Genomic DNA, 20,087 nt, shown 5'->3' with positions numbered 1-20,087 from the left:
CTCAGTAGCCCGGGCCGAGCTGGCCGACGGCGTCGATGAGGCGGCGGAAGCTGGCCAGCCGCTCGGCGCGCGCGGGCGGACCGGCGGCGGCCCAGGCGTCCAGGGCGCAGTCGGGGTCGTCGGCGGTGTGCCCGCACCCCGGCGGGCAGTCGACCGAGGCCTCCTCGAGGTCGTCGAACGCGGCGAGCACGTCCTCGGCGGTGACGTGCGCCAGCCCGAACGAGCGGATGCCCGGGGTGTCGATCACCGTGCCGCCGTCGGGCAGGTCGAGCAGGACGGCCGAGGACGACGTGTGCCGGCCCTTGCCGACCTTCGTGACCTCGCCGGTCGCCCGGAACGCGTCCGGCACGAGCCGGTTGACCAGGGTCGACTTGCCGACACCGGACTGCCCGACCAGCACGCTCATCCGCAGGTGCAGCCGTTCCAGCAGCGGGTCCAGCGGCAGGTCACGGGAGAGCGCGACGGTGTCGAGGTCGAGCCCGGCGTACCGGTCGAGCAGCGCCTGCGGGCTGCCCAGGTCGGTCTTGGTGAAGCACAGCAGCGGCTCCAGCCCGCCGGCGTAGGCGGCGACCAGGCACCGGTCGAGGAAGCCGAGCGCGGGCTCCGGGTCGGTCACCGCGGTCACGATCACCAGCTGGTCGGCATTGGCGACGACGACCCGCTCGGTGGGGTCGGTGTCATCGGCGGTGCGCCGCAGCACCGTCGTCCGGTCCTCGATGACGACGATGCGGGCCAGCGTGTCCGGCCGGCCGGAGACGTCGCCGACCACGCGGACCCGGTCGCCGACGACCACGCCGTGCCGGCCCAGCTCGCGGGCCCGCATGGCGGTCACCTCGACGCCGGACTCGAGGCGCACCGTCATCCGGCCGCGGTCGACGGCGATCACCAGGCCGGGGGAGGCGTCCTCGTGCGCCGGGCGGGTGCGGGTGCGGGGGCGGGAGCCGCGGCGGTTGGGCCGGACCCGGACGTCGTCCTCGTCGGAACGGGCGTCCAGCCTGCGCGGGCTCAGCGGGCTACCCCGTGCTCGACTCCGACCAGCAACCCGTTCCACCGCTCGACGAAGTCGGGCAGCGTCTTGCTCACCGCGCCCGGATCGGACACCTCGACGCCCTCGATGGCCAGCCCCAGGACGGCGCCGGCGTGCACCATGCGGTGGTCGGCGTAGGAGTCCAGCCGCGCCGGGCGCCGCGGGCCCGGCTCGATCACCAGGCCGTCGGGCAGCTGCTCGACCCGGGCGCCGACGGCGCTGAGCACCTCGTCGAGCGCCTGCAGCCGGTCGGTCTCGTGCCCGCGCAGGTGCCCGATGCCGGTCAGCCGCGAGGTCCCGTCGGCCAGCGCGCAGACGGCGGCCAGCACGGGGGTCAGCTCGCCCACCTCGTGCAGGTCGGCCACGAGGGGGCGGACGACGGCGCCGCCGGTGACCCGCAGTCCGTCGTCCGTGCGCTCGACGGTGGCGCCCATCTCGGCGAGCAGCCGGTCGAGCTGTGCGCCCGGCTGGGTGGTGACCTCGGGCCAGTCGCGCACCGTCACCCGGCCACCGGTGACCAGCGCGGCGGCGAGGAACGGCGCGGCGTTGGACAGGTCGGGCTCGATCACCCGCTCCAGCGCCGCGATCGGCCCGGGGGAGACCCGCCAGCCCCGCGGCGTGGCGACGACGTCGACGCCGTGCTCGCGCAGCGTCGTCACCGTCATCTCGACGTGCGGCATCGACGGGAGGCCGCCGGCCAGCGCGAGGTCGACGCCCTGCTCGAACCTGGCCGCCGCCAGCAGCAGCCCGGACACGATCTGGGAGGTCTCGCTCGCGTCGACCGAGATGGCCCCACCGACGACCGCGCCGGTCCCGTGCACGGTGAACGGAGCCCGGCCGCGGCCGCCGTCCTCGATCTCGACGCCCAGAGCGCGCAGGGCGGCGAGCAGGCCCGCGTTGGGGCGCTCGCGCAGCCGCGGGTCGCCGTCCACGGTGACCGGGCCGTGGGCGAGCGCGGCGACCGGCGGCAGGAACCGCAGCACGGTCCCGGCCAGGCCGGCGTCCACCTGGGCGGGACCGCGCAACCGGCCGGGCGTGACCAGCCAGTCGGCGCCGTCGTCCTCGATGCCGACGCCGAGCGCCCGCAGCCCGGCCGCCATCAGGTCGGTGTCCCGGGCGCGCAGCGGCCGGACGATCCGGCTCGGGCCGTCGGCGAGCGCGGCCAGGACCAGCGCTCGGGCGGTGATCGACTTCGACCCGGGCAGGCGGACGACCGCGTCGACCGGCGTCGAGCGGTGCGGCGTCGTCCAGATCTCCGTCACGGGGCCATTCTGCCCGCCGGTGATCAGCCGGCCTGCGGCTTGGCCGCCTTCTTGGCCGGCAGCACCCGGGTGAGCTTGCGGTTGGCGAACTCGAACATGCCGAGCTCGGACAGCTCGCGGCCGTACCCGGAGCGCTTCACGCCGCCGAAGGGCAGTTCGGCGGAGGACCCGGTGGGGGAGTTGACCCAGACCATGCCGGCCTCGATCCGGTCGGCGACCGACCGTGCCCTGTCCAGGTCGCTGGAGAAGACGGCGGCGCCCAGCCCGAACTCGCTGTTGTTGGCCAGCTCGATGGCCTCGTCCTCGTCCGCCACCTTGTAGACGACCGCGGCCGGGCCGAACAGCTCCTCGGAGTACGCCCGCATCTCCGGGGTGACGTCGGTGAGGATCGTCGCCTCGACGAACGCGCCGGCGTGGTCGGGTCGGCCGCCGCCGGTGACCACGGTGGCGCCCTTGTCGACGGCGTCCTGGATCTGCGCGTGCAGGTCCTTGGCCGCCTGCTCGCTGGACAGCGGCGCGAGCGAGGTCGAGGGGTCGCTCGGGTCGCCGGGGGAGAAGGTGGAGAAGGCCTGCTTGAGGCCCTCGACGAACGGCTCGTAGATGTCCTCGGTGACGATCAGCCGCTTGGCGGCGATGCAGGCCTGACCGCTGTTCTGCATCCGGCCCATCGTGGCGGCCTTGACCGTGCGGCCGAGGTCCTCGGTGTCGAGCACGATGAACGGGTCGGAGCCGCCGAGCTCGAGCACCGACTTCTTCAGGTACCGGCCGGCCAGCGAGGCGACGCTGCTGCCGGCCCGCTCGCTGCCGGTCAGGGTCACGCCCTGCACCAGCCGGTGGGCGATGACCTGCTCGACGTCCGGGATGCGCAGGAAGACGTTGGTGTAGACGCCCTCGGGCACGCCGGCGTCTAGGAAGCACTTCTCGATCGCCAGCGCGGTCTGCGGGTTGAGCTCGGCGTGCTTGAGCAGGATCGCGTTGCCGAGGACCAGGTTCGGCCCGGCGACGCGGACGACCTGGTAGAGCGGGTAGTTCCACGGCTCGATGGCGAGGAGGACGCCGACCGGCTCGTTCTCGACGACCGCCTCGCCCTGCATCACCTCGATCCGGCGGGGCTCGAGGAAGCGCGGACCGTTCTTCGCGTAGTAGTCGAGGATGCTGGCGGCCAGCATCACCTCGCCGGCCGCTTCCTGGATCCGCTTGCCCATCTCGCGGGTGACCAGCGCGGCGAACTCGTCCTTGCGCTCCAGCATCAGCTCGCCGGCACGGCCGACGATCTGCGCGCGCTCCTCGACCGGGCGGCGGCGCCACTCCAGGAAGGCGGCGTGGGCCTTCTCGACCACGCCGTCGACGGCGTCGGTGGGCAGGAAGTCGAACTCCTTCTCGACCTCGCCGGTGTAGGGGTTGACCGTGCGGTACGGGCGCGCGCCGGCGTCGCTGGCGGTCTTCGGGTGGTCGGTCGGGGGGTTCTGCGTCGCGGTCACGTCGAAAGATCCTCGTCCTGTCGTCTCGTCTGTGCCGTCAGCGCCCTACCCGGTTGTCCCTCCCGTTCACGCGCCGCGGACTGTCGGTGCGCCGACCTAGAGTTTCGGTATGTGTGGTCGCTACGCCGCCAGTCGCAGTCCCGATGACCTGGTCGTCGAGTTCGAGGCGGTCAAGGCCGCGGGCCAGCAGCCGCTGCCGGCCGACTACAACGTCGCGCCGACCAAGGACGTGTACGTCGTCCGGCAGAAGAAGGAGCGCGACGCCGAGGGCGCCCCGACCGGCGGCACGCACCGCGAGCTGCGCGCCGTCCGCTGGGGGCTGGTGCCCGGGTGGGCCAAGGACCCGTCGGTGGGCAACCGGATGCTCAACGCCCGCGTCGAGTCCCTCGGTGACAAGCCGGCCTTCAAGAAGGCGGCCCGCTCCCGGCGCTGCCTGGTGCCGGCCGACGGCTGGTACGAGTGGGCCAAGCGGCTGGACTCACCGACCAAGCAGCCGTACTTCATCACCCCCGAGGACGGCTCGATCCTGGCCTTCGCCGGGTTGTGGGAGGTCTGGGGCAGCGGCGACGACCGCCTCTACACCTGCACCGTGGTGACCGCGCCCGCGGTGGGCGCGCTGCAGGAGATCCACGAGCGCATGCCGTTGGTGCTGCCGCGCGACCGGTGGGCGGCCTGGCTCGACCCGGCCCGCGAGGACGTCGACGCGCTGGTCGAGCCCACCCCGCCGGAGGTGGTCGAGGCCCTGGAGCTGCGCCCGGTCAGCACCGCGGTCAACAACGTGAAGAACAACGGCCCCGAGCTCGAGGCCCGCGACGACGGCGTGAGCCGCCCGGCCGACCAGCCCGCTCTCTTCTGAGGGCGGTCAGCCCTGCCGCTCGCGGCCCGTGTCGAAGAACCGCCTTACGTACCCTGACGAGCTGTAGCGGATCAGCGAGAAGACCTCCGAGCCGTTGCGGGGCGGAACATCGGCGAGCTGGTACGCCTGCCCGAGGTCGGCGAGGTACTCGGCACCGGTGAACGGCGAACCAGCGGTCTCCCTCCGGGGCGCTCATGGCGACGATCATGGAGTTCGGGGAGGGGCACACCGACATCCGACGGCGTGTTGCTCCCGGGACTTCATGATCGCGGAGAAGCGTCCTCAGCGGCCGATCGGCGCGGTCCTCGCGCGGGTGAGGCGGACGAGGTCGGCCGGTGCCAGCTCCACCTGCAGGCCGCGCTTGCCGGCGCTGACCATCACCGTGCCGAACTGCAGCGCCGAGTCGTCGACCACCGTCGGCAGGGCCTTGCGCTGGCCGAGCGGGCTGATCCCGCCGACGACGTAGCCGGTGGTCCGCTCGGCGTCGGCGGGCTCGGCCATGACCGCCTTGCGCCCCCCGACCGCGGCGGCCAGCGCCTTGAGGTCGAGCATCCCGGCGACCGGGACGACGGCCACCGTCAGCGCGCCGTCCACCCGGGCCAGCAACGTCTTGAACACCTGCCGCGGGTCGGCGCCGAGCGCCGCGACGGCGGCCTCTCCGTACCCGTGCGCGTCGGGGTGGTCGGGGTCGTAGCTGCGCACCGTGTGCGCCACCTTCGCCTTCTCCAGCACCGCCACCGCGGGGGTCCCTGCCACGGCGGGGAAGCGTAGCGATCACCCGGGAGCGGGAATCGGCTCCGCACCGGAGAGGTTGCACGACCCGTGAGCAGCGCCCTCTCCACCGCCCGCGCGCGGACCGTGCACGGTCGGCCCCCAGGCCGTCCCGATGCCCCGCGACTAGGATCGACCGATGTGGTCTCCCGCAAGCGGGGGTCGCAGAGAGGACGGTCGGTGCCCGAGGAGCCCACCAGCAACAGCCCTGCCGACGAGCAGGCCGGCGTTCCCGCTCCGGGCGCGCCGGTCGAGGTCCCCGAGGCGCGTGAGGGCGGCAGTCGCAGCCACGTCGGCGAGACCCGGGCGGAGCTCGACGCCCGCTTCGAACGCGACGCGCTGCCGTTCCTCGACCAGCTCTACCCGGCCGCGCTGCGGATGACCCGCAACCCGGCCGACGCCGAGGACCTGGTCCAGGAGACGTTCGTCAAGGCCTACTCGGCGTTCCACCAGTTCGCCGAGGGCACCAACCTCAAGGCCTGGCTCTACCGGATCCTGACCAACACCTACATCAACAGCTACCGCAAGCGGCAGCGGCAGCCGCAGCAGTACCCCACCGACCAGGTGCAGGACTGGCAGCTGTACGCCGCCGAGGAGCACAGCTCCAGCGGGCTGCGCTCGGCCGAGATCGAGGCGCTGGACCACCTGCCGGACTCCGACATCAAGGAGGCCCTGCAGCAGCTGCCCGAGGACTTCCGCCTGGCGGTGTACCTCGCCGACGTCGAGGGCTTCGCCTACAAGGAGATCGCGGAGATCATGGGCACGCCCATCGGCACGGTGATGTCCCGACTGCACCGCGGCCGGCGGGGGCTGCAGAAGCTGCTGGCCGACTACGCACGCGAGCGCGGCTTCGTCCGCGCCGGGGCCGGGGAGGAGACGGCGCGATGAGCGAGGACCGCCGTTCCGGCAGCGGGGAGCCGATCGAGATCACCTCGTGCGACGACGTCCTGTCGCACGTGTTCGAGTTCCTGGACCACGAGACCGACGACGAGCGCCGGGCCGTGATCGCCGAGCACCTCGAGGACTGCTCGGGGTGCCTGCGCGAGTTCGGGATCGAGCAGGAGTTCAAGGCGCTGGTCCGCCGCCGCTGCGGGGGTGACGCGCCGCCACCGGGCCTGCGGGACCGGATCAAGCTGCAGCTGACCACCGTCTCCTTCGAGGAGGACGGCACGCAGATCACCGTGGAGAAGGTGCGGACCGAGGTGGTCACCGAGACCACCGGGGAGCGCCCCACGCCCGCCTGAGGCGGGGCGCGGGGACGCTCCCGCGCCCGTTAGGCGTTGGGGCGCTTGCCGTGGTTGGCGTTGCTCTTCTTGCGCGAGCGACGCTTGCGTCCACGCTTGGACATCGATGCCTCCTTCTGCGGGTGAGCGGGTGTGCGCAGGACCGGCGGACCCGCCAAGCTGACCTACCTAGCCTCTCACGAGACGTCCGGCCGCCGTGCCGGACGGGGGAGTACCACGGGGAGCGGGACTGAGATGGACCTGGGGATCGAGAGCGTGCTGGTCGCCGGCCGCGGGCCGGCCGCCTGCCGGGTGATCGCGGCCTGTTCCGGGCTCGGGATCAAGGCGATCGCGGTGCACTCCGCCGCCGAGCGGCAGGCCCGCCACGTGCGGCTGGCCGACGACGCCGTCGAGCTCGGGCCCGCACCGGCGGCGGAGTCCTACCTGGCGGTGGACCGGATCGTCGAGGCCGCCCGGCGCAGCGGCGCCAGCGCCGTCCTGCCCGTGCCGCCGGCGCTGGCCGGCAACGCCCGGCTGGCTGCCGCCGTCACCACGGTGGGGCTCACCTGGGTGGGCCCGGACGCCGAGGTGCTCGAACGGCTCGGTGGGGACGGCGTCGAGCCGGCCAGCGAGCACGGCTTCCTGGCCTGGGTCACCGACGACGGCCTGCGCTTCCTGACGCCGGTCTCCCGCGACCGGGCCGCGGGCATCGCCCGGGTCTCCTGGACCCCGGAGCCCGAGGAGCTGCCGGCCGCCGTGCACCGGCTCAAGGACGTCGGGTGGCGGGGCCTGGTCACCGTGGGCATCTCCTCGGGCGGCGAGCTGGCCGAGGTCGCCGCCGGCTTCTCCCTGGACATGGCCGTGCTGGAGCGGGCCCACGGCGTGGACGCCGTCGAGCTGGCCCTGCGCAGCGGATCGCCCCGCGCCGCGCGCGCCGCCGAGCCCGAGCCCGCCGCTCAGAGCGCCGCGGTCGCCGTCCAGCTGCGTTCCACGCTCCCCCCGGGGACGGCGGGCCGGGTCAGCGGCCGGCTGCCGGACTCCCTCTCCGACGACCTCGTGGCGGTCAGCGGCTACGGCCCGGGCGACCGGCTCGACGGCTGGTACGACGCTCTGCTGTCCACGGTCAGCGCGCGCGCCGAGGACACCGCGACCGCGGCCCGGGCGATCGGGCGGGTGCTCGCCGACCTGCCCGACGTCGGCGTGCCCCACGACGGCGCGGAGATCTGCGCCGTCCTCGACCGGCTCGCCGACGGATCGCCCACCCCCGGAGGCTGAACCGCCTGCTCAGCCGGGCGTGCTTGGATGGCCTTCCCAGCGAGGACGAGGAGGCGCGGGGTGGCGGTCGAGGAGATCCACGCGGAGATGGTCTCCAGCGTGTGGAAGGTCCTCGTCGAGCCGGGCACCGAGGTCGCGGTCGGCGACACCCTGGTGATCCTCGAGTCGATGAAGATGGAGATCCCGGTGCTCACCGAGCGCGCGGGCACCGTCCGGGAGCTGCACGTCACCGAGGGCGAGGTGCTCCAGGAGGGCGACCTGATCGCGACGGTCGAGTGATCAGAGCTCCAGGGAGTAGGCCATCAGGTTCACGCCGGGCAGCGGTGACCAGTCGCGCTCCGGCAGCCGGGTGAAACCCAGCCGCTCGTAGAGCCGGTGCGCCGCGCGCATGCTCGGATCGGTCGACAGGACCATGCGCCGCTTGCCCGCCGCCCGCGCCCGGTCGAGGCAGTCCCGCACGAGCAGCTCGCCGACGCCGCGCCCGCGCACGCCGCGGTCGACGACGAGCATCCGGAAGGCCGCCTCGTCGTCGGAGTCCGAGATCTCCCGGAAGTCGCCGTCCAGCACCAGCGCGACGCTGCCGACGACCGCCTCGCCGTCGCGGGCGACCAGCAGCTCGGCCCGGGCGGCCCGGCCGGCGACGTCGCGCAGCTCCCGCTGGAACTCCTCGGGCGCCAGCCCCTCGTCGCGGTAGACGCCGGCGGTCAGCTCGGCGATGCGCCCGAAATCGGCCGGGGTGGCCGGCTCCACGCGCAGATGGGCGGGCGGGGACTGATACGGCGAGGCCTCGACCACGTCCCGCAGCCTAGGCACCTAGGCTCGACGGCAACCATGAGCAGCCTGTCCGAGCGCCTCAACCGCGGATCGGCCTCCAGCCCCTCGCAGGTCGACCACGCCCGCAGGCTGGTCGCCGACTGGCAGTTGCTGGCCGATCTCGCCTTCGCCGACCTGACCCTGTGGGTGCCCCTGCAGAACGGCCGGTGGTGGTGCGTCGCCCAGGTCCGTCCGCTGACCGCGCCCACCAGCCAGCCCGACGACCTGGTCGGCGCCGAGGCCTCCGGGACGGCCGCCGAGCCGTTCGTCGTGGCCTACCGCGAGGGCCGCCCGGTCACCGAGGGGGAGCCGGACTGGTCGGGCGCCAGCCCGCGCCGCCGGGAGGTCATCCCGGTCCGGCACGACGGCGTCGTCGTCGCCGTCCTGGCCAAGGACACCAACCTGGCCGTCACCCGCTCCCCGTCGACGCTGGAGCTGACCTACCTCGACATCGCCGCCGACCTCTGCCTCATGGTCTCGGCCGGCACGTTCCCGCCGCAGAAGCTGCAGGACGCCGAGATGAGCCCCCGCGTCGGCGACGGCCTGGTGCGCATCGACGCCGAGGGCCGGGCCACCTACGCCAGCCCCAACGCGCTGTCGGCCTACCGCCGGCTGGGGCTGACCGGCGACCTGGTCGGCGCGGACCTGGCCGAGATGACCCGGGCGGCCACCGCCGACCGGGTGGCGGGCGAGGCGGTGGCGGCGGGCATCGCCGCGGCGGTCGACGGCCGGTTCCCCGACCCCACGGACGTCGAGGGGCCGGCCGCGACGATGTTCCTGCGCGCGCTGCCGCTGCAGGCGCCCGGTGGGCCGGCCGGCGCGCTGGTGCTGGTCCGCGACGTCACCGACGTCCGCCGCCGGGACCGCGCCCTGATGACCAAGGACGCGACGATCCGCGAGATCCACCACCGCGTGAAGAACAACCTGCAGACCGTCGCCGCGCTGCTGCGGCTGCAGGCCCGGCGGATGACCGAGCCGGCCGCGCGGGCGGCGCTGGAGGAGTCGGTGCGGCGGGTCGCCTCGATCGCCGTCGTCCACGACACCCTGGCCGGCAGCCGGGAGGACGTCGTCGTGGTGGACGACGTCCTCGACCGGGTGCTGCCCATGCTCGGCGACCTGACCGTCGTCGGGCCGGCCGCCCGGGCCCGCCGCGTCGGCGAGTTCGGCGAGCTGCCCGCGGCCACGGCGACCCCGCTGGTCATGGCGATCACCGAGCTGCTGCAGAACGCCGCCGAGCACGCCTTCCCCGACGGCGAGCCGGGCGCGATCGAGCTGGTGGCCGAGCGGGACGGCGACGACCTCGTCGTCCGCGTCCGCGACGACGGGATGGGCCTGCCCGCGGACTTCGACCTCGCGGCCAGCGACGGCCTGGGCCTGCAGATCGTGCGCACCCTGATCTCCGGCGAGCTGGGCGGCGAGCTCGAGATGGGGCCGACCGCGGCCGGCTCCGGCACCGAGGTCGTGCTCACGCTGCCGGGAGCCGGACGTCCGCGCCGCTGAGACCGGACGAACGCCGCGAGGCCGGTCCGGAGCAGCTCCGGGACCGGCCTCGCGGCGTCAGGGTGCGCGGCGCGCCGCGCGGTGGTGCGTCGAGTGGATCAGGCGGTGAACGCCCGGGTGCGGGCCTGACGGCGCTTGAGCGCGCGGCGCTCGTCCTCCGACAGGCCGCCCCAGACGCCGGAGTCCTGACCGGACCGCAGTGCCCAGTCCAGGCACGACTGCACCACCGGGCAACGCTGGCACACCGACTTGGCCTGCTCGATCTGCGTGACGGCCGGACCGCTCGTCCCGATGGGGAAGAACAGCTCGGGGTCCTCGTCGCGACACAGGGCGCGGTGGCGCCAGTCCATGGTGGTGTACTCCTCGGTGTCAAGTCGTGCGTGTCGTCGCCGGCCTCGGTCCGCTCCGCGGGCCGACACCGGTTGCCCAGCGCCGTGGCTCGGCGACTTTCCTGCTTTGTTACCGGCAGGTTGCTTTCCTCCCGCGATGTTTTCACGAGCGGAACACCTGTCAAGCGAAACGGGGTCGTCATCGACCCCCTCGTGAGCAACCTCACCACGCGCGTGATAGGCGCGCCACTCGACCGGTCCACCACACCGGCGAAGTCCTTGACGGCAACCGGGCGTGCTGTGCTAAGGCCCAGTCCAGCGGCCTGTGAACGGGCTGGGAGCGGAGTGCGAGCGGGCCGTCAGAAGACGACGCGGAGGGCCGCCGGCACGCTGCGCACCCGGAGGCCGGTCGCGGTGCCGAGCGAGTCGCCGTCCAGCTGCCAGGTGAGGGGGCGCGTGGCCGTCACCGTGGCCTCCGGCAGGTCGTGCCAGCGGTGCACGCCGCGGCCACGGGTGTTCGGCCGGGGCGAGATGGTCTGCAGGAAGGTCCGCGTCATCCGCAGCGACCCGATCCGCCCCAGGGCGAAGACGTCGAGACCGGCGTCGAAGGAGGCGTCCGGGCTCGGGTTGATCGACCGTGCGCCCAGGTAGGTCCACGGGCTGACGTTGGAGACCAGGCAGAGGAAGAGCTCGTCGACGGCGGGCTCGCCGTCCGGGCACACCGTCATCGCGGGCCGGCGGCGCTCGCGGCCGAACAGGAACTCGCGGGTGGTCTCGCGGACGTAGAGCAGGCCGGTCGAGCGCCGTCCCCGCGCCCTCTTGGCCTCGACACGGGTGATGACGTCGGCGTCGAAGCCGAGCCCGGCGGAGAAGACGAACCAGCGGGGCTCGGTCCAGCCGTCCACGGCCTCGACGCTCGCGGTGCCCAGCGAGACCCGGCGGGTGCGACCGTCCCGCAGCGAGTCGAGGATCTCGGCGGTCGCCTCGATCGGGTCGCGCGAGCGCCCCAGCGCGCGCGAGAAGACGTTGGTCGAGCCGCCCGGGACGACGGCCAGCGTCGGCACGTGCGCCGAGGGCCCGTGCTCGAGCAGGCCGTTCACGACCTCGTTGACCGTGCCGTCGCCGCCGAGGGTGACGACGACGTCGACGCCGTCCTCGGCCGCCCGCCGGCCCAGCTCGCGCCCGTGGCCGCGGTGCTCGGTGTGGGCCACGTCGACCTTCAGCTCGCTCGCGAGCGCCCGGACCAGGACGTCGCGGACCTTGGGGGTCGTGGCGGTCGCCGCCGGGTTGACCACCACGAGAGCGCGCATACGGCCAGGCTAGCCACCGGAACGCTCGGCCACCGGGAGCGCGCCGGGTCCAGGGGGACGCGTGGGACGCGCGTAACCTCGCGACGTGAACGACGAGCACGCAGGGCCGCCGCCGCGGCGCAGTCGGCCGAGCCTGGCCGACCGGGTGCTCGGCGCCGCCGCCGAGCAGCCCCCCAGGCAGCCGAAGGAGCAGGCCGAGGCGACGCCCCGGACCGTCCGGTGGGCCGCGGTGGTGGTGGCGGTCGAGGCGGTGGCCCTCGTCCTGGCCGCCGGCTACGTGACGCTGCGCACCCTCACCGGCGACGCCCAGAGCGACAAGAGCGCGTGGGGGCTCGTCCTGTTCGCCCTGCTCGGGGCGGTGCTGCTCGCGGCGTGCGCGCGCGGCCTGTGGCGGCTGGCGTCGTGGTCCCGGGGCCCGGTGGTGGCCGTGCAGCTGATCCTCGGCGCGCTGGGGCTCACGGCGGCGTTCAGCTACCAGCACCCCGAGGTCGGCATCCCGATGCTGGTGCCTGTCGCCGTCTCGCTGTACCTGCTGGCCACCCCCGAGGCGCGGCTGGCGTTCTTCAGATCATCTCGATGACGTCGGCGATCGAGTCGCACACGCGGCTCGGCCGGAACGGGAACCGCTTGATGTCCCCGACCTGCGTCGAGCCGGTCAGGACCAGCACGGTCTCCAGGCCCGCCTCGATGCCGGCGACGACGTCGGTGTCCATGCGGTCGCCGACCATGACCGTCGTCTCGGAGTGCGCCTCGATCCGGTTCATGGCGCTGCGGAACATCATCGGGTTGGGCTTGCCGACGAAGTAGGGCTCGGCGCCGGTCGCCTTGGTGATCATGGCGGCGACCGAGCCGGTGGCCGGCAGCGGGCCCTCCGGCGAGGGCCCGGTGACGTCGGGGTTGGTGGCGATGAACCGGGCGCCGTCGCCGATCAGCCGGATCGCCCGCGTGATCGCCTCGAACGAGTAGGTGCGGGTCTCGCCCAGGACGACGTAGTCGGGCGCGGTGTCGGTGAGCGTGTAGCCCGCCTCGTAGAGCGCCGTGGTCAGACCGGCCTCGCCGATCACGTACGCCGAGCCGCCGGGCATCTGATGGGTCAGGAAGTCCGCCGTCGCCAGCGCCGAGGTCCAGATCGACTCCTCGGGCACCTGCAGCCCCGACCGGGCGAGCCGGGCGGACAGGTCGCGGGGCGTGAAGATCGAGTTGTTGGTCAGCACCAGGAAGCGGCGCTCGCTCGAGACGAGCCGCTCGAGGAAGTCCGCGGCGCCGGGCAGCGCGTTCCCCTCGTGCACCAGCACGCCGTCCATGTCGGTGAGCCAGCACTCGGCCCGCTTGCGCTCGGTGGTCACGACGGCCGACCCTATCCGGACGAGCCGCCGCCCTTGATCAGGCGCAGCTGCGGTGTGGTCTCGATGCTCTCCCGGGGATCGGGCACCTCGGGCAGGCCGGCCGCTCGCCGGACCCGGTTCTCCGGGACGCCGAGCGCGCGGGCGAGCGCGTCGGCGAGCCGGTCGCTGACCAGCCCGGACCGGCGTCCGGCGGCCAGGTGCTCGATCGTCTCCGGCGCCACGGCCCAGTGCGAGAGCCGGGAGGCCTGCTCTGCGGTGATGTTCAGCTCGAGCAGTCGCCGGCGCACCAGGGAGGGCAGGTCGGGATCGGCCACCTCCGCGACGCTAGGCGGGTCCGGCGGCCTCGGCATCCCGACGGCCGGCGAAGTCGCGCAGGGCGTCGTCCGTGAGCCGGAAGACGGTCCACTCGTCCAGCGGGACGGCCCCCTGCGCCTTGTAGAACTCGATGGAGGGCGTGTTCCAGTCGAGCACCGCCCACTCCAGCCGGTTGTAGCCGCGCTGCACGCAGGTCTCGGCGAGCGTGCGCAGCAGCTCCTTGCCCAGGCCGCCGCCGCGGAATGCGGTGCGCACGTAGAGGTCCTCGAGGTAGATGCCGTGGGTGCCGCGCCAGGTGGAGAAGTTGAGGAACCACAGTGCCGTGCCGACGACGGTGCCCTCGACCTCGGCCACGTGCCCGAACAGAGCGGGGTGCTCGCCGAACAGCGCCGCGTGCAGCTGCTCGTCGGTCAGGCGGGCCTCGTGCAGGGCCTTCTCGTACTCGGCCAGCTCGCGCACCAGCCCGACCACCGCCGGGACGTCGTCCGGACGGATAGGACGCACGCTCACGTGAGCACCTCCTTGACCCGGTCCGGGACGAGCCGGGCCAGCGGGGACAGGACCGGCAGGATCAGCGGCGCCAGCAGGTAGCCGTAGGCGAGCACGACGCCGGTGACCACCGGGATGAACACGAAGCCGATGATCAGCAGGATCGCGGCGGCGATCAGCCCGTACGGCCGGCCGCTCTTCGGGCTGACCAGCGACCGGAACGAGCGGAACCGGATCCGGCTGACCATGAGCAGCGCCGGGACGGCGACGATGAGCAGCACCCACAGCCGGTCCCGGCCCTGCATCTGGTCGCCGAAGGCGAACACCGAGGCCAGGACGACGCCCGCCGCGCCGGGGCTGGGCATGCCGATGAAGTACCGCTTGTCGGCGGTGGGGTCGATCGTGGTGTTGAACCGGGCCAGCCGGATCGCCGCGCAGGCCACCCACAGCGCGCAGGCCAACCACCCGAGCGGGTCGAAGGCGTCGTGACCTTGCGAGAACAGGGTGAAGGCCAGCAGCGCCGGCGCCATGCCGAACGAGACGAGGTCGGCGAGCGAGTCGAACTGCAGGCCGAACGGCGTCACCGCGCCGACCAGCCGGGCGACCGCGCCGTCGGTGATGTCGAAGACCACCGAGCAGCCGACCAGGATCGCGGCGAACGTGTACTCCCCGCGGATCGAGACCAGGATCGCGGTGAACCCGCACAGCATGTTGGCCAGCGTGAACAGGCTGGGCAGCGTGGCCAGCGCGCGGCGGCGGCTGCGCCGGGCCGAGTGGCGGACGAACTCGACCGTCGCGGTGCGTCGGGTGGGCGGCATGGCTCAGCCGCGCCCGGGCCAGCGGGCGATGACGGTCTCGCCGCCGCGCACGCGCTGGCCCTTCTGCACCGTCACAGTGCACTCCCGCGGGACGAAGACGTCCATCCGCGACCCGAACTTCATCAGGCCCATGCGCTCGCCGGTGGCCAGCTCGTGGCCGACGCCGGTGCGGGTCACGATCCGCCGGGCCAGCACCCCGACGATCTGCCGGAACACCACGGTGCGCTCGCCGTCGCGCAGCCACAGCTCGCTGCGCTCGTTCTTGTGCGCGGACTCCTTGCGGTAGGCGGCCAGGAAGCTGCCCGCGCGGTAGGAGCTCTCGACGACCTGACCGCGGTAGGGGGAGCGGTTGACGTGCACGTCGACGACGGACAGGAACACGCTGACCTGCTGCCAGTCGCCCTCGGGCGCCACGCCCTCCTGCGGCTCGCCGGCCACCATCACGACGCCGTCAGCGGGGGAGAGGACCTCGTCGGGGTCGGGCTTCTCGACGTCGCAGCGCCGGTCGGGGTCGCGGAAGAACAGCGCCATGTAGGCCGACAGCAGCACGAACGGCCACATCAGCAGGCGGATCCGGCGTCCGCCGGCGACCGCGAGGACCGCGGCGGGAGCCAGCGGTCCGGTGATGAAGGGCCACCCGGCCCGGTCGATGCGCATCGTGGGCAAACGGTACCGGGAGGGGCCTCGGGGCACGCGCGGGCGAGGCTCAGGCGCCGCCCGGCTCCCGCTCGGCGGAGGCGAGGCTGGGGTCGGAGCCGAACTCGCTGGACCGCAGGCGCGGCGGCCCGCCGTACCAGTCCAGGCAGACCATGGTCGCGTCGTCACGCAGGTTGCCGCCGGTCGCGTGCAGGACGGCGTCGCCCAGCGCGTGGACGACCTCGCGGGGATGCAGCTGCGCCGTGTCGACCAGCGCCTGAGCCACGTCGAGCGAGGCGGCATTGCGCTCCTGCATGCCGTCGGTGAGGAACACCAGCCGGTCGCCGGGCTCCAGCGGGAGCCGCTGCAGCAGGAACGTCTGACCGGGGACGACGCCGAACGGCGGCTGCACCGCCAGCTGGATCTCCTCCACGCGCCCGGCTCGCAGCCGGAGGGGGAGTGGATGACCGGCGTTCAGGATCACCGCCTCGCGGGTCTGCAGGTCGATGCGCGCCAGCTGGCCGGTGACGAACTGGCCGGGTGCGGCGTGCGCGGCCAGGGCGTCGTTGGCCGCCCGGGCCTGCTCGACGAGTTCGAGCCCCTTGCGGCGGCCGTTGCGCAGGGCGCCCACGAACAGCGTGGCGAGCAGCGAGGCGGCGACCTGGTGGCCGACGGCATCGGTGATCGAGATCTGCAGCGAGTGGCGGTCCAGCGTGTAGTCGAAGGTGTCCCCGCCGACGGAGGCCGCCGGCTCCAGCCAGCCGGCGAGCGTGAACTGCCCCGCCTCGCACGTGTAGGAGCTCGGCAGCAGGCGGCGCTGGATCTCCGCGGCGAGCGAGAACGTGGTCGTCCGCTGACCCCACTCGAAGACGTCGGTGTGCCGGCGGGCCGCGATCACGACGTAGGCCAGCGCGTGCGCGGCCGCGGCGACGTCGGCCACCACCTCGGGGTGCGCCGGGCCCGGGACGTCGAGCTCGATCACCCCGATCGCGTCGCCGCGATCGGTGACCGGGACGATCAGCCGGTCCCCGTCGGGCAGCGCCTGGACGTCGATCCGCTGCGTGCGCAGCACCGGTTCGTACCGGCTGCCCGCGAGCGGCACGGTCTCGGCGTGCTCCTCGGACCGGCTCCGCGCACCTTCGACGGCCGCGCCCTCGACGGCCGGGCCGGTGGACGTCAGCCGGACGAGGGCGCGGCCGCTGAAGTCGGCGATCAGGAAGGTCACCCGGCGCGCGCCGACCCACTCGGCGAGGGCATCGGCCACCTGCTCGACCGCCTCGATGGGCGCCGCCGCCTCGACCCGTTCGAGGAATGCGCCGACGTCGAACGAGGGGGCGCCGGAGGCGTGCATGCTCGGACCCTAGGTCGGCCGCGCCCGTTCCGGTGGCGGGGGCGTCCCGGGACGACGCTGCCGGGCGGCCCGTGCGGGCCACCCGGCAGCGATCGTTCGGAAGGTCAGGACGCGGCCTTGGTCTCCCAGAAGATCTTGTCGATCTCGGCGATGTAGTCCAGCAGCTTCTGGCCCTCGGCGGGGTCCATGCTGCCCTTGCCGCCGGCCGCACCGGCCTGCTTGGTGGCCTTGTTGAACAGCTCGTGCAGCTGCGGGTACTTCTCGAAGTGCGGGGGCTTGAAGTAGTCGGTCCACAGCACCCACAAGTGGTGCTTGACCAGCTCGGCCCGCTGCTCCTTGATCAGGATCGCGCGGGTGCGGAAGGCCGGGTCCTCGTTGCCCTGGTACTTCTCCTGGATGGCCTTGACCGACTCCGCCTCGATGCGGGCCTGGGCCGGGTCGTAGACGCCGCAGGGGAGGTCGCAGTGCGCGGTGGCCTCGACGGCGGAGAACATGCGGGTGAAACGCATGGATGTGCCTCCGGATGTCGGAATTTCGGGGTCGTCTGCGACCCTACTCGCGGTGATCGCGGACGACAGCGGGAGCGGGGTGGCCCCGCTGCCCTCCACCTGGGTGCTCGCCCACGTCACGGGCCCGTCGATGGCGCCGACCCTGCGGCACGGCGACCGGCTGCTGGTGCGCCGGCTGCGTCCGGGACGGCGGGTCCCGCCCGGCACCGTCGTCCTCGCCCGGTTCCCCTCCCGGCCGGAACTGCTGGTGGTCAAGCGGGCGGTGCGGGACGAGCCGGGCGGCAGCTGGGTGGTCGGCGACAACCCGCTGGTCACCGACGACAGCCGCTCGTTCGGGGTCGCCGTGCCGGTCGGCCGGGTGGTGGCCCGGCTGTGGCCCCGGCCGGGCCGGTTGCCCGGGCCGCCACCGAGCTGAGGACTACCGCGCCAGCACCGTCCGGACGACGCCGTCCAGCACCGCCGCCGGGTCGTCCGGGCACCGGCGCGCCCGCCAGGCCACGATCCCGTCGGGCCGCAGCACGACCGCGCCGTCGTCCTCGATGCCGAACGCCTCGCCGAACCTGCCGCCGGGGTCCACCACCGGACCCGCCGCGCTCACCGTGCTCGTGGCCAGCCCAATCGCGGCGGCGGCCTCGGTCCACCGGTCGCCCTTGCCGCCGGTCAGCAGGACGAGGTCGGGTCCGACCAGGTCCAGCACCGAGCCCGGAGCGCCGTCGACGGTGACCGGCACGTGCGGCGCGCGCGTGCCGGGCCGGCCCCCGGGCAGCCGAGGGTCCACCAGCCGGGCGCCGTCGTCCGGCTCGTCGGGGAGGACGGCGGCCGAGCGGTGGACGGGACCCAGCTCGATCGACGCGTCGTCCATGGGCGGGGCCATGCCCTCGCGGGACAGCGTCGGGTCCACCCGGAGCACATAGCGGGTGTAGGCCTGCTCGACGATCAGGTCGCACACCGGCCGGCGCTCGGCGTCGTAGGTGTCGAGCAGCCCGTCGCCGGCGAGTCCGCGGGTGACCAGCGCCAGCTTCCACGCCAGGTTGTGCGCGTCGGCCACGCCGGTGTTGCCGCCGAAGCCCCCGGTGGGCGGCATGACGTGCGCCGCGTCCCCGGCCAGGAAGATCCGGCGGTCGCGGAACCGGGCGGCGTGGGTCGCGCCGGCGGTCCAGCGCTGCACGTTGTCCACCTCGACGTCGATGTCCGGCCGGCCGAGGGCGGTGCGGACCAGGGCGGTGCAGCGGGCAGGGTCGAGGTCCTCGGCCACGTGCGTGTCCCGGCTGCCGTCGGCCTCCGTGGTGGAGAAGACGGCGAGGAAGCCGGAGTCGCCGGCCAAGGAGAAGCGGAAGAAGCCCAGCAGCTCGGGGGAGTTGACGTAGACGACGCTGAGGGCGCGGTCGCCGATCAGCTCCCGCAGGTCCGCGCGGAAGTAGATGGTCACGCACTCGGCGAAGGAGCCGCGGCCGGCCAGCTCGATGCCGGCCCGCTCCCGGACCTGGCTGTGCGCGCCGTCGGCGGCGACCAGGTGATCGGCGCGCACGGTCTGCTCGGCGCCGTCGTCCCGGTTCCGCAGGAGGGCGGTGACGCCGTCGTCGTCCTGCCGCACGTCCACCAGCTCGGTGCCGTAGCGGTGCTCGGCGCCCAGCTCCCGGGCCCGGTCGCGCAGCAGGGGCTCGAGGCCGATCTGCGTGATGAACAACCGCGAGGTCGGGCTGAGGTGCTCGACGCCCTCGTTGAAGTGGCGGAAGAAGTAGGTCACCTCGGGGCTGGCCAGGTTCGGCACGGAGACGATCGCGCCGTTCTGCACGAACTCCCGCGCGGCCGCCTCCTCGACGGCCTCCTGGAGCCCGAGGCCGCGGAAGATCTCCATCGTCCGCTGATGGAACGAGGCGGCGCGCGGGTGCACGGCCGTGCCGCGGTGGCGTTCCACCAGCAGGTGGGGCACCCCCTGGGCGGCCAGGAGGAGCGACGTCGTCAGCCCGACCAGGCTGCCGCCGACCACCAGGACGGGAACGCGCACGTCGTCCACGACACGCCTCCTCGAGGGCGCCGCCACACGCGGACGGGTGTCCGCATGGCGACCGCCGGCAGGACGACGCCACCTTTGCGTTCCGGCAACAGTGTGTCAAGGGTCACAACGAAGCCCCGGTGAGCTGCCCGGCGTCAGCGCTGCGCGGCCGCCCTGCGCAGCTCGGCGTAGCGCGCGGTGCACTGCTCCATGGTCGGCAGGATGCCCTGGGCCTGTGCCTCCTCCAGCGTCGGCGCGGCCTCGTCCTTGGCCGAGAGCTCCAGCTCCAGGTCGGCCGGCCAGGGCAGGTCGAGGGCGGGGTCCAGCGGCGAGATGCCGAACTCCCGGCCCGGCGCGTACGGGCTGGAGACCAGGTAGGTCACCGAGCTGCCGTCCTCGAGCGCGAGGAAGGCGTGCCCGATCCCCTCGGAGATGTAGACCGCGCGGGGCTGCTCGCTGTCGAGGACGACGGCGTCGTGCACGCCGAACGTGGACGAGCCGACCCGGACGTCGACGATCACGTCGAGCACGCGGCCCGTCGGGCAGTAGACGTACTTGGCCTGGCCGGGCGGCACCAGCGCGAAGTGCACGCCGCGCAGCACGCCGCGGCTGGAGATGCTGTGGTTGGCCTGGGCGAGGGACAGCGGGAACCCGAGCGCCTCGCCGAGCACATCGGCGCGGTACCACTCGGTGAACCGGCCTCGGGCGTCCCCGTGCGGGACGAGGTCCACGGAGTAGGCGTCGCGGACGGCGAGCTCGTGGATCTGCACGCGCCGAACC

Annotated in this window: 25 protein-coding genes; 8 read left to right on the top strand and 17 right to left on the bottom strand. The window is 73.8% G+C overall.

Annotated elements, in window-relative coordinates; genetic code table 11:
- Window position 1 precedes the first annotated feature (1 nt).
- The 3 genes from rsgA to GGQ55_RS03980 form a co-directional block, all read right to left on the bottom strand.
- Window positions 2–886 (bottom strand): ribosome small subunit-dependent GTPase A, encoded by an 885-nt coding sequence (gene rsgA / locus GGQ55_RS03990; RefSeq protein WP_366488693.1) that lies wholly within the window; start codon window positions 884–886, stop codon window positions 2–4.
- A 119-nt stretch (window positions 887–1,005) separates the two neighbouring features.
- The gene (gene aroA / locus GGQ55_RS03985) at window positions 1,006–2,289 is read right to left on the bottom strand and encodes a 3-phosphoshikimate 1-carboxyvinyltransferase (RefSeq protein ID WP_179715225.1); all 1,284 of its coding nucleotides are present in this window, start codon (window positions 2,287–2,289) and stop codon (window positions 1,006–1,008) included.
- A gap of 23 nt (window positions 2,290–2,312) precedes the next feature.
- A complete protein-coding gene (locus GGQ55_RS03980; protein ID WP_179715224.1) occupies window positions 2,313–3,770 on the bottom strand; it encodes an NAD-dependent succinate-semialdehyde dehydrogenase in 1,458 nt (485 codons plus the stop codon).
- Window positions 3,771–3,879: 109 nt separating this feature from the next.
- Here GGQ55_RS03980 and GGQ55_RS03975 point away from each other — a divergent pair, with 109 nt between their 5' ends.
- Window positions 3,880–4,626 (top strand): SOS response-associated peptidase, encoded by a 747-nt coding sequence (locus GGQ55_RS03975; protein ID WP_179715223.1) that lies wholly within the window; start codon window positions 3,880–3,882, stop codon window positions 4,624–4,626.
- Window positions 4,627–4,908: 282 nt separating this feature from the next.
- Here GGQ55_RS03975 and ybaK read toward each other — a convergent pair whose 3' ends face one another.
- Complete coding sequence (gene ybaK, locus GGQ55_RS03970) at window positions 4,909–5,382, bottom strand: Cys-tRNA(Pro) deacylase (RefSeq protein WP_179715222.1); 474 nt, start codon at window positions 5,380–5,382, stop codon at window positions 4,909–4,911.
- 195 nt (window positions 5,383–5,577) lie between these two features.
- Between ybaK and GGQ55_RS03965 the strand changes: the two genes are divergently transcribed.
- Together GGQ55_RS03965 and rsrA are read left to right on the top strand one after the other, a co-directional pair.
- Window positions 5,578–6,285, top strand: a complete 708-nt coding sequence (locus tag GGQ55_RS03965; protein WP_366488691.1) for a sigma-70 family RNA polymerase sigma factor — start codon at window positions 5,578–5,580, stop codon at window positions 6,283–6,285.
- Complete coding sequence (rsrA, locus tag GGQ55_RS03960) at window positions 6,282–6,641, top strand: mycothiol system anti-sigma-R factor (protein WP_179715220.1); 360 nt, start codon at window positions 6,282–6,284, stop codon at window positions 6,639–6,641. The genes GGQ55_RS03965 and rsrA overlap by 4 nt, the downstream gene beginning before the upstream one ends.
- Before the next feature lie 29 nt (window positions 6,642–6,670).
- Here the strand turns inward: rsrA and GGQ55_RS28700 are convergent, their stop codons facing one another.
- Window positions 6,671–6,745 carry a 50S ribosomal protein bL37 gene (locus GGQ55_RS28700; protein WP_436277841.1) on the bottom strand — a complete coding sequence of 25 codons (75 nt, stop codon included), beginning with the start codon at window positions 6,743–6,745 and terminating at the stop codon, window positions 6,671–6,673.
- Window positions 6,746–6,875: 130 nt separating this feature from the next.
- Between GGQ55_RS28700 and GGQ55_RS03955 the strand changes: the two genes are divergently transcribed.
- Window positions 6,876–7,895 (top strand): biotin carboxylase N-terminal domain-containing protein, encoded by a 1,020-nt coding sequence (locus GGQ55_RS03955; RefSeq protein ID WP_179715219.1) that lies wholly within the window; start codon window positions 6,876–6,878, stop codon window positions 7,893–7,895.
- A 60-nt stretch (window positions 7,896–7,955) separates the two neighbouring features.
- Window positions 7,956–8,174 (top strand): biotin/lipoyl-binding carrier protein, encoded by a 219-nt coding sequence (locus GGQ55_RS03950; RefSeq protein ID WP_366488688.1) that lies wholly within the window; start codon window positions 7,956–7,958, stop codon window positions 8,172–8,174.
- Here GGQ55_RS03950 and GGQ55_RS03945 read toward each other — a convergent pair whose 3' ends face one another.
- Entirely contained in the window at window positions 8,175–8,690 is a 516-nt protein-coding gene (locus GGQ55_RS03945; RefSeq protein ID WP_179715217.1) for a GNAT family N-acetyltransferase, read from the bottom strand. It lies immediately after the preceding gene.
- A gap of 36 nt (window positions 8,691–8,726) precedes the next feature.
- Here GGQ55_RS03945 and GGQ55_RS03940 point away from each other — a divergent pair, with 36 nt between their 5' ends.
- A complete protein-coding gene (locus GGQ55_RS03940) occupies window positions 8,727–10,208 on the top strand; it encodes a sensor histidine kinase (protein WP_179715216.1) in 1,482 nt (493 codons plus the stop codon).
- A 98-nt stretch (window positions 10,209–10,306) separates the two neighbouring features.
- Here the strand turns inward: GGQ55_RS03940 and GGQ55_RS03935 are convergent, their stop codons facing one another.
- On the bottom strand, window positions 10,307–10,558 hold the full coding sequence (locus GGQ55_RS03935) for a WhiB family transcriptional regulator (protein ID WP_179715215.1): 252 nt from the start codon (window positions 10,556–10,558) through the stop codon (window positions 10,307–10,309).
- Window positions 10,559–10,896: 338 nt separating this feature from the next.
- Window positions 10,897–11,847 (bottom strand): diacylglycerol/lipid kinase family protein, encoded by a 951-nt coding sequence (locus tag GGQ55_RS03930; protein ID WP_179715214.1) that lies wholly within the window; start codon window positions 11,845–11,847, stop codon window positions 10,897–10,899.
- An 85-nt stretch (window positions 11,848–11,932) separates the two neighbouring features.
- Here GGQ55_RS03930 and GGQ55_RS03925 point away from each other — a divergent pair, with 85 nt between their 5' ends.
- The gene (locus GGQ55_RS03925) at window positions 11,933–12,427 is read left to right on the top strand and encodes a hypothetical protein (RefSeq protein ID WP_179715213.1); all 495 of its coding nucleotides are present in this window, start codon (window positions 11,933–11,935) and stop codon (window positions 12,425–12,427) included.
- Here GGQ55_RS03925 and GGQ55_RS03920 read toward each other — a convergent pair.
- The 7 genes from GGQ55_RS03920 to sodN form a co-directional block, all read right to left on the bottom strand.
- Window positions 12,411–13,193, bottom strand: a complete 783-nt coding sequence (locus tag GGQ55_RS03920) for an HAD-IIA family hydrolase (protein ID WP_366488686.1) — start codon at window positions 13,191–13,193, stop codon at window positions 12,411–12,413. The two genes, GGQ55_RS03925 and GGQ55_RS03920, sit on opposite strands and share 17 nt — an antisense overlap.
- An 11-nt stretch (window positions 13,194–13,204) precedes the next feature.
- Complete coding sequence (locus GGQ55_RS03915; protein ID WP_179715212.1) at window positions 13,205–13,507, bottom strand: helix-turn-helix domain-containing protein; 303 nt, start codon at window positions 13,505–13,507, stop codon at window positions 13,205–13,207.
- A gap of 10 nt (window positions 13,508–13,517) precedes the next feature.
- Window positions 13,518–14,018: a GNAT family N-acetyltransferase gene (locus GGQ55_RS03910; RefSeq protein WP_179715211.1), complete on the bottom strand. Its 501-nt coding sequence runs from the start codon at window positions 14,016–14,018 to the stop codon at window positions 13,518–13,520.
- Complete coding sequence (gene pssA, locus GGQ55_RS03905) at window positions 14,015–14,815, bottom strand: CDP-diacylglycerol--serine O-phosphatidyltransferase (protein ID WP_179715210.1); 801 nt, start codon at window positions 14,813–14,815, stop codon at window positions 14,015–14,017. The genes GGQ55_RS03910 and pssA overlap by 4 nt, the downstream gene beginning before the upstream one ends.
- A gap of 3 nt (window positions 14,816–14,818) precedes the next feature.
- On the bottom strand, window positions 14,819–15,472 hold the full coding sequence (locus GGQ55_RS03900) for a phosphatidylserine decarboxylase (protein ID WP_179715209.1): 654 nt from the start codon (window positions 15,470–15,472) through the stop codon (window positions 14,819–14,821).
- 49 nt (window positions 15,473–15,521) lie between these two features.
- Entirely contained in the window at window positions 15,522–16,802 is a 1,281-nt protein-coding gene (locus GGQ55_RS03895; protein ID WP_179715208.1) for a PP2C family protein-serine/threonine phosphatase, read from the bottom strand.
- A 104-nt stretch (window positions 16,803–16,906) separates the two neighbouring features.
- Entirely contained in the window at window positions 16,907–17,311 is a 405-nt protein-coding gene (sodN, locus tag GGQ55_RS03890) for a superoxide dismutase, Ni (protein WP_179715207.1), read from the bottom strand.
- Window positions 17,312–17,363: 52 nt separating this feature from the next.
- Here sodN and GGQ55_RS03885 point away from each other — a divergent pair, with 52 nt between their 5' ends.
- A complete protein-coding gene (locus tag GGQ55_RS03885; protein ID WP_366488684.1) occupies window positions 17,364–17,726 on the top strand; it encodes a S24 family peptidase in 363 nt (120 codons plus the stop codon).
- A gap of 3 nt (window positions 17,727–17,729) precedes the next feature.
- On the opposite strand, the gene GGQ55_RS03880 is transcribed toward GGQ55_RS03885, so the two are convergent.
- Both GGQ55_RS03880 and GGQ55_RS03875 read right to left on the bottom strand, forming a co-directional pair.
- Complete coding sequence (locus tag GGQ55_RS03880) at window positions 17,730–19,328, bottom strand: FAD-dependent monooxygenase (protein ID WP_179715205.1); 1,599 nt, start codon at window positions 19,326–19,328, stop codon at window positions 17,730–17,732.
- A gap of 134 nt (window positions 19,329–19,462) precedes the next feature.
- Complete coding sequence (locus GGQ55_RS03875) at window positions 19,463–20,077, bottom strand: dTDP-4-dehydrorhamnose 3,5-epimerase family protein (RefSeq protein ID WP_179715204.1); 615 nt, start codon at window positions 20,075–20,077, stop codon at window positions 19,463–19,465.
- Between the last annotated feature and the right edge of the window lie 10 nt (window positions 20,078–20,087).

This window comes from Petropleomorpha daqingensis (genome assembly GCF_013408985.1).
GTDB classification, from domain to species: domain Bacteria; phylum Actinomycetota; class Actinomycetes; order Mycobacteriales; family Geodermatophilaceae; genus Petropleomorpha; species Petropleomorpha daqingensis.
This window is presented reverse-complemented; position numbering and strand designations above follow the sequence as displayed.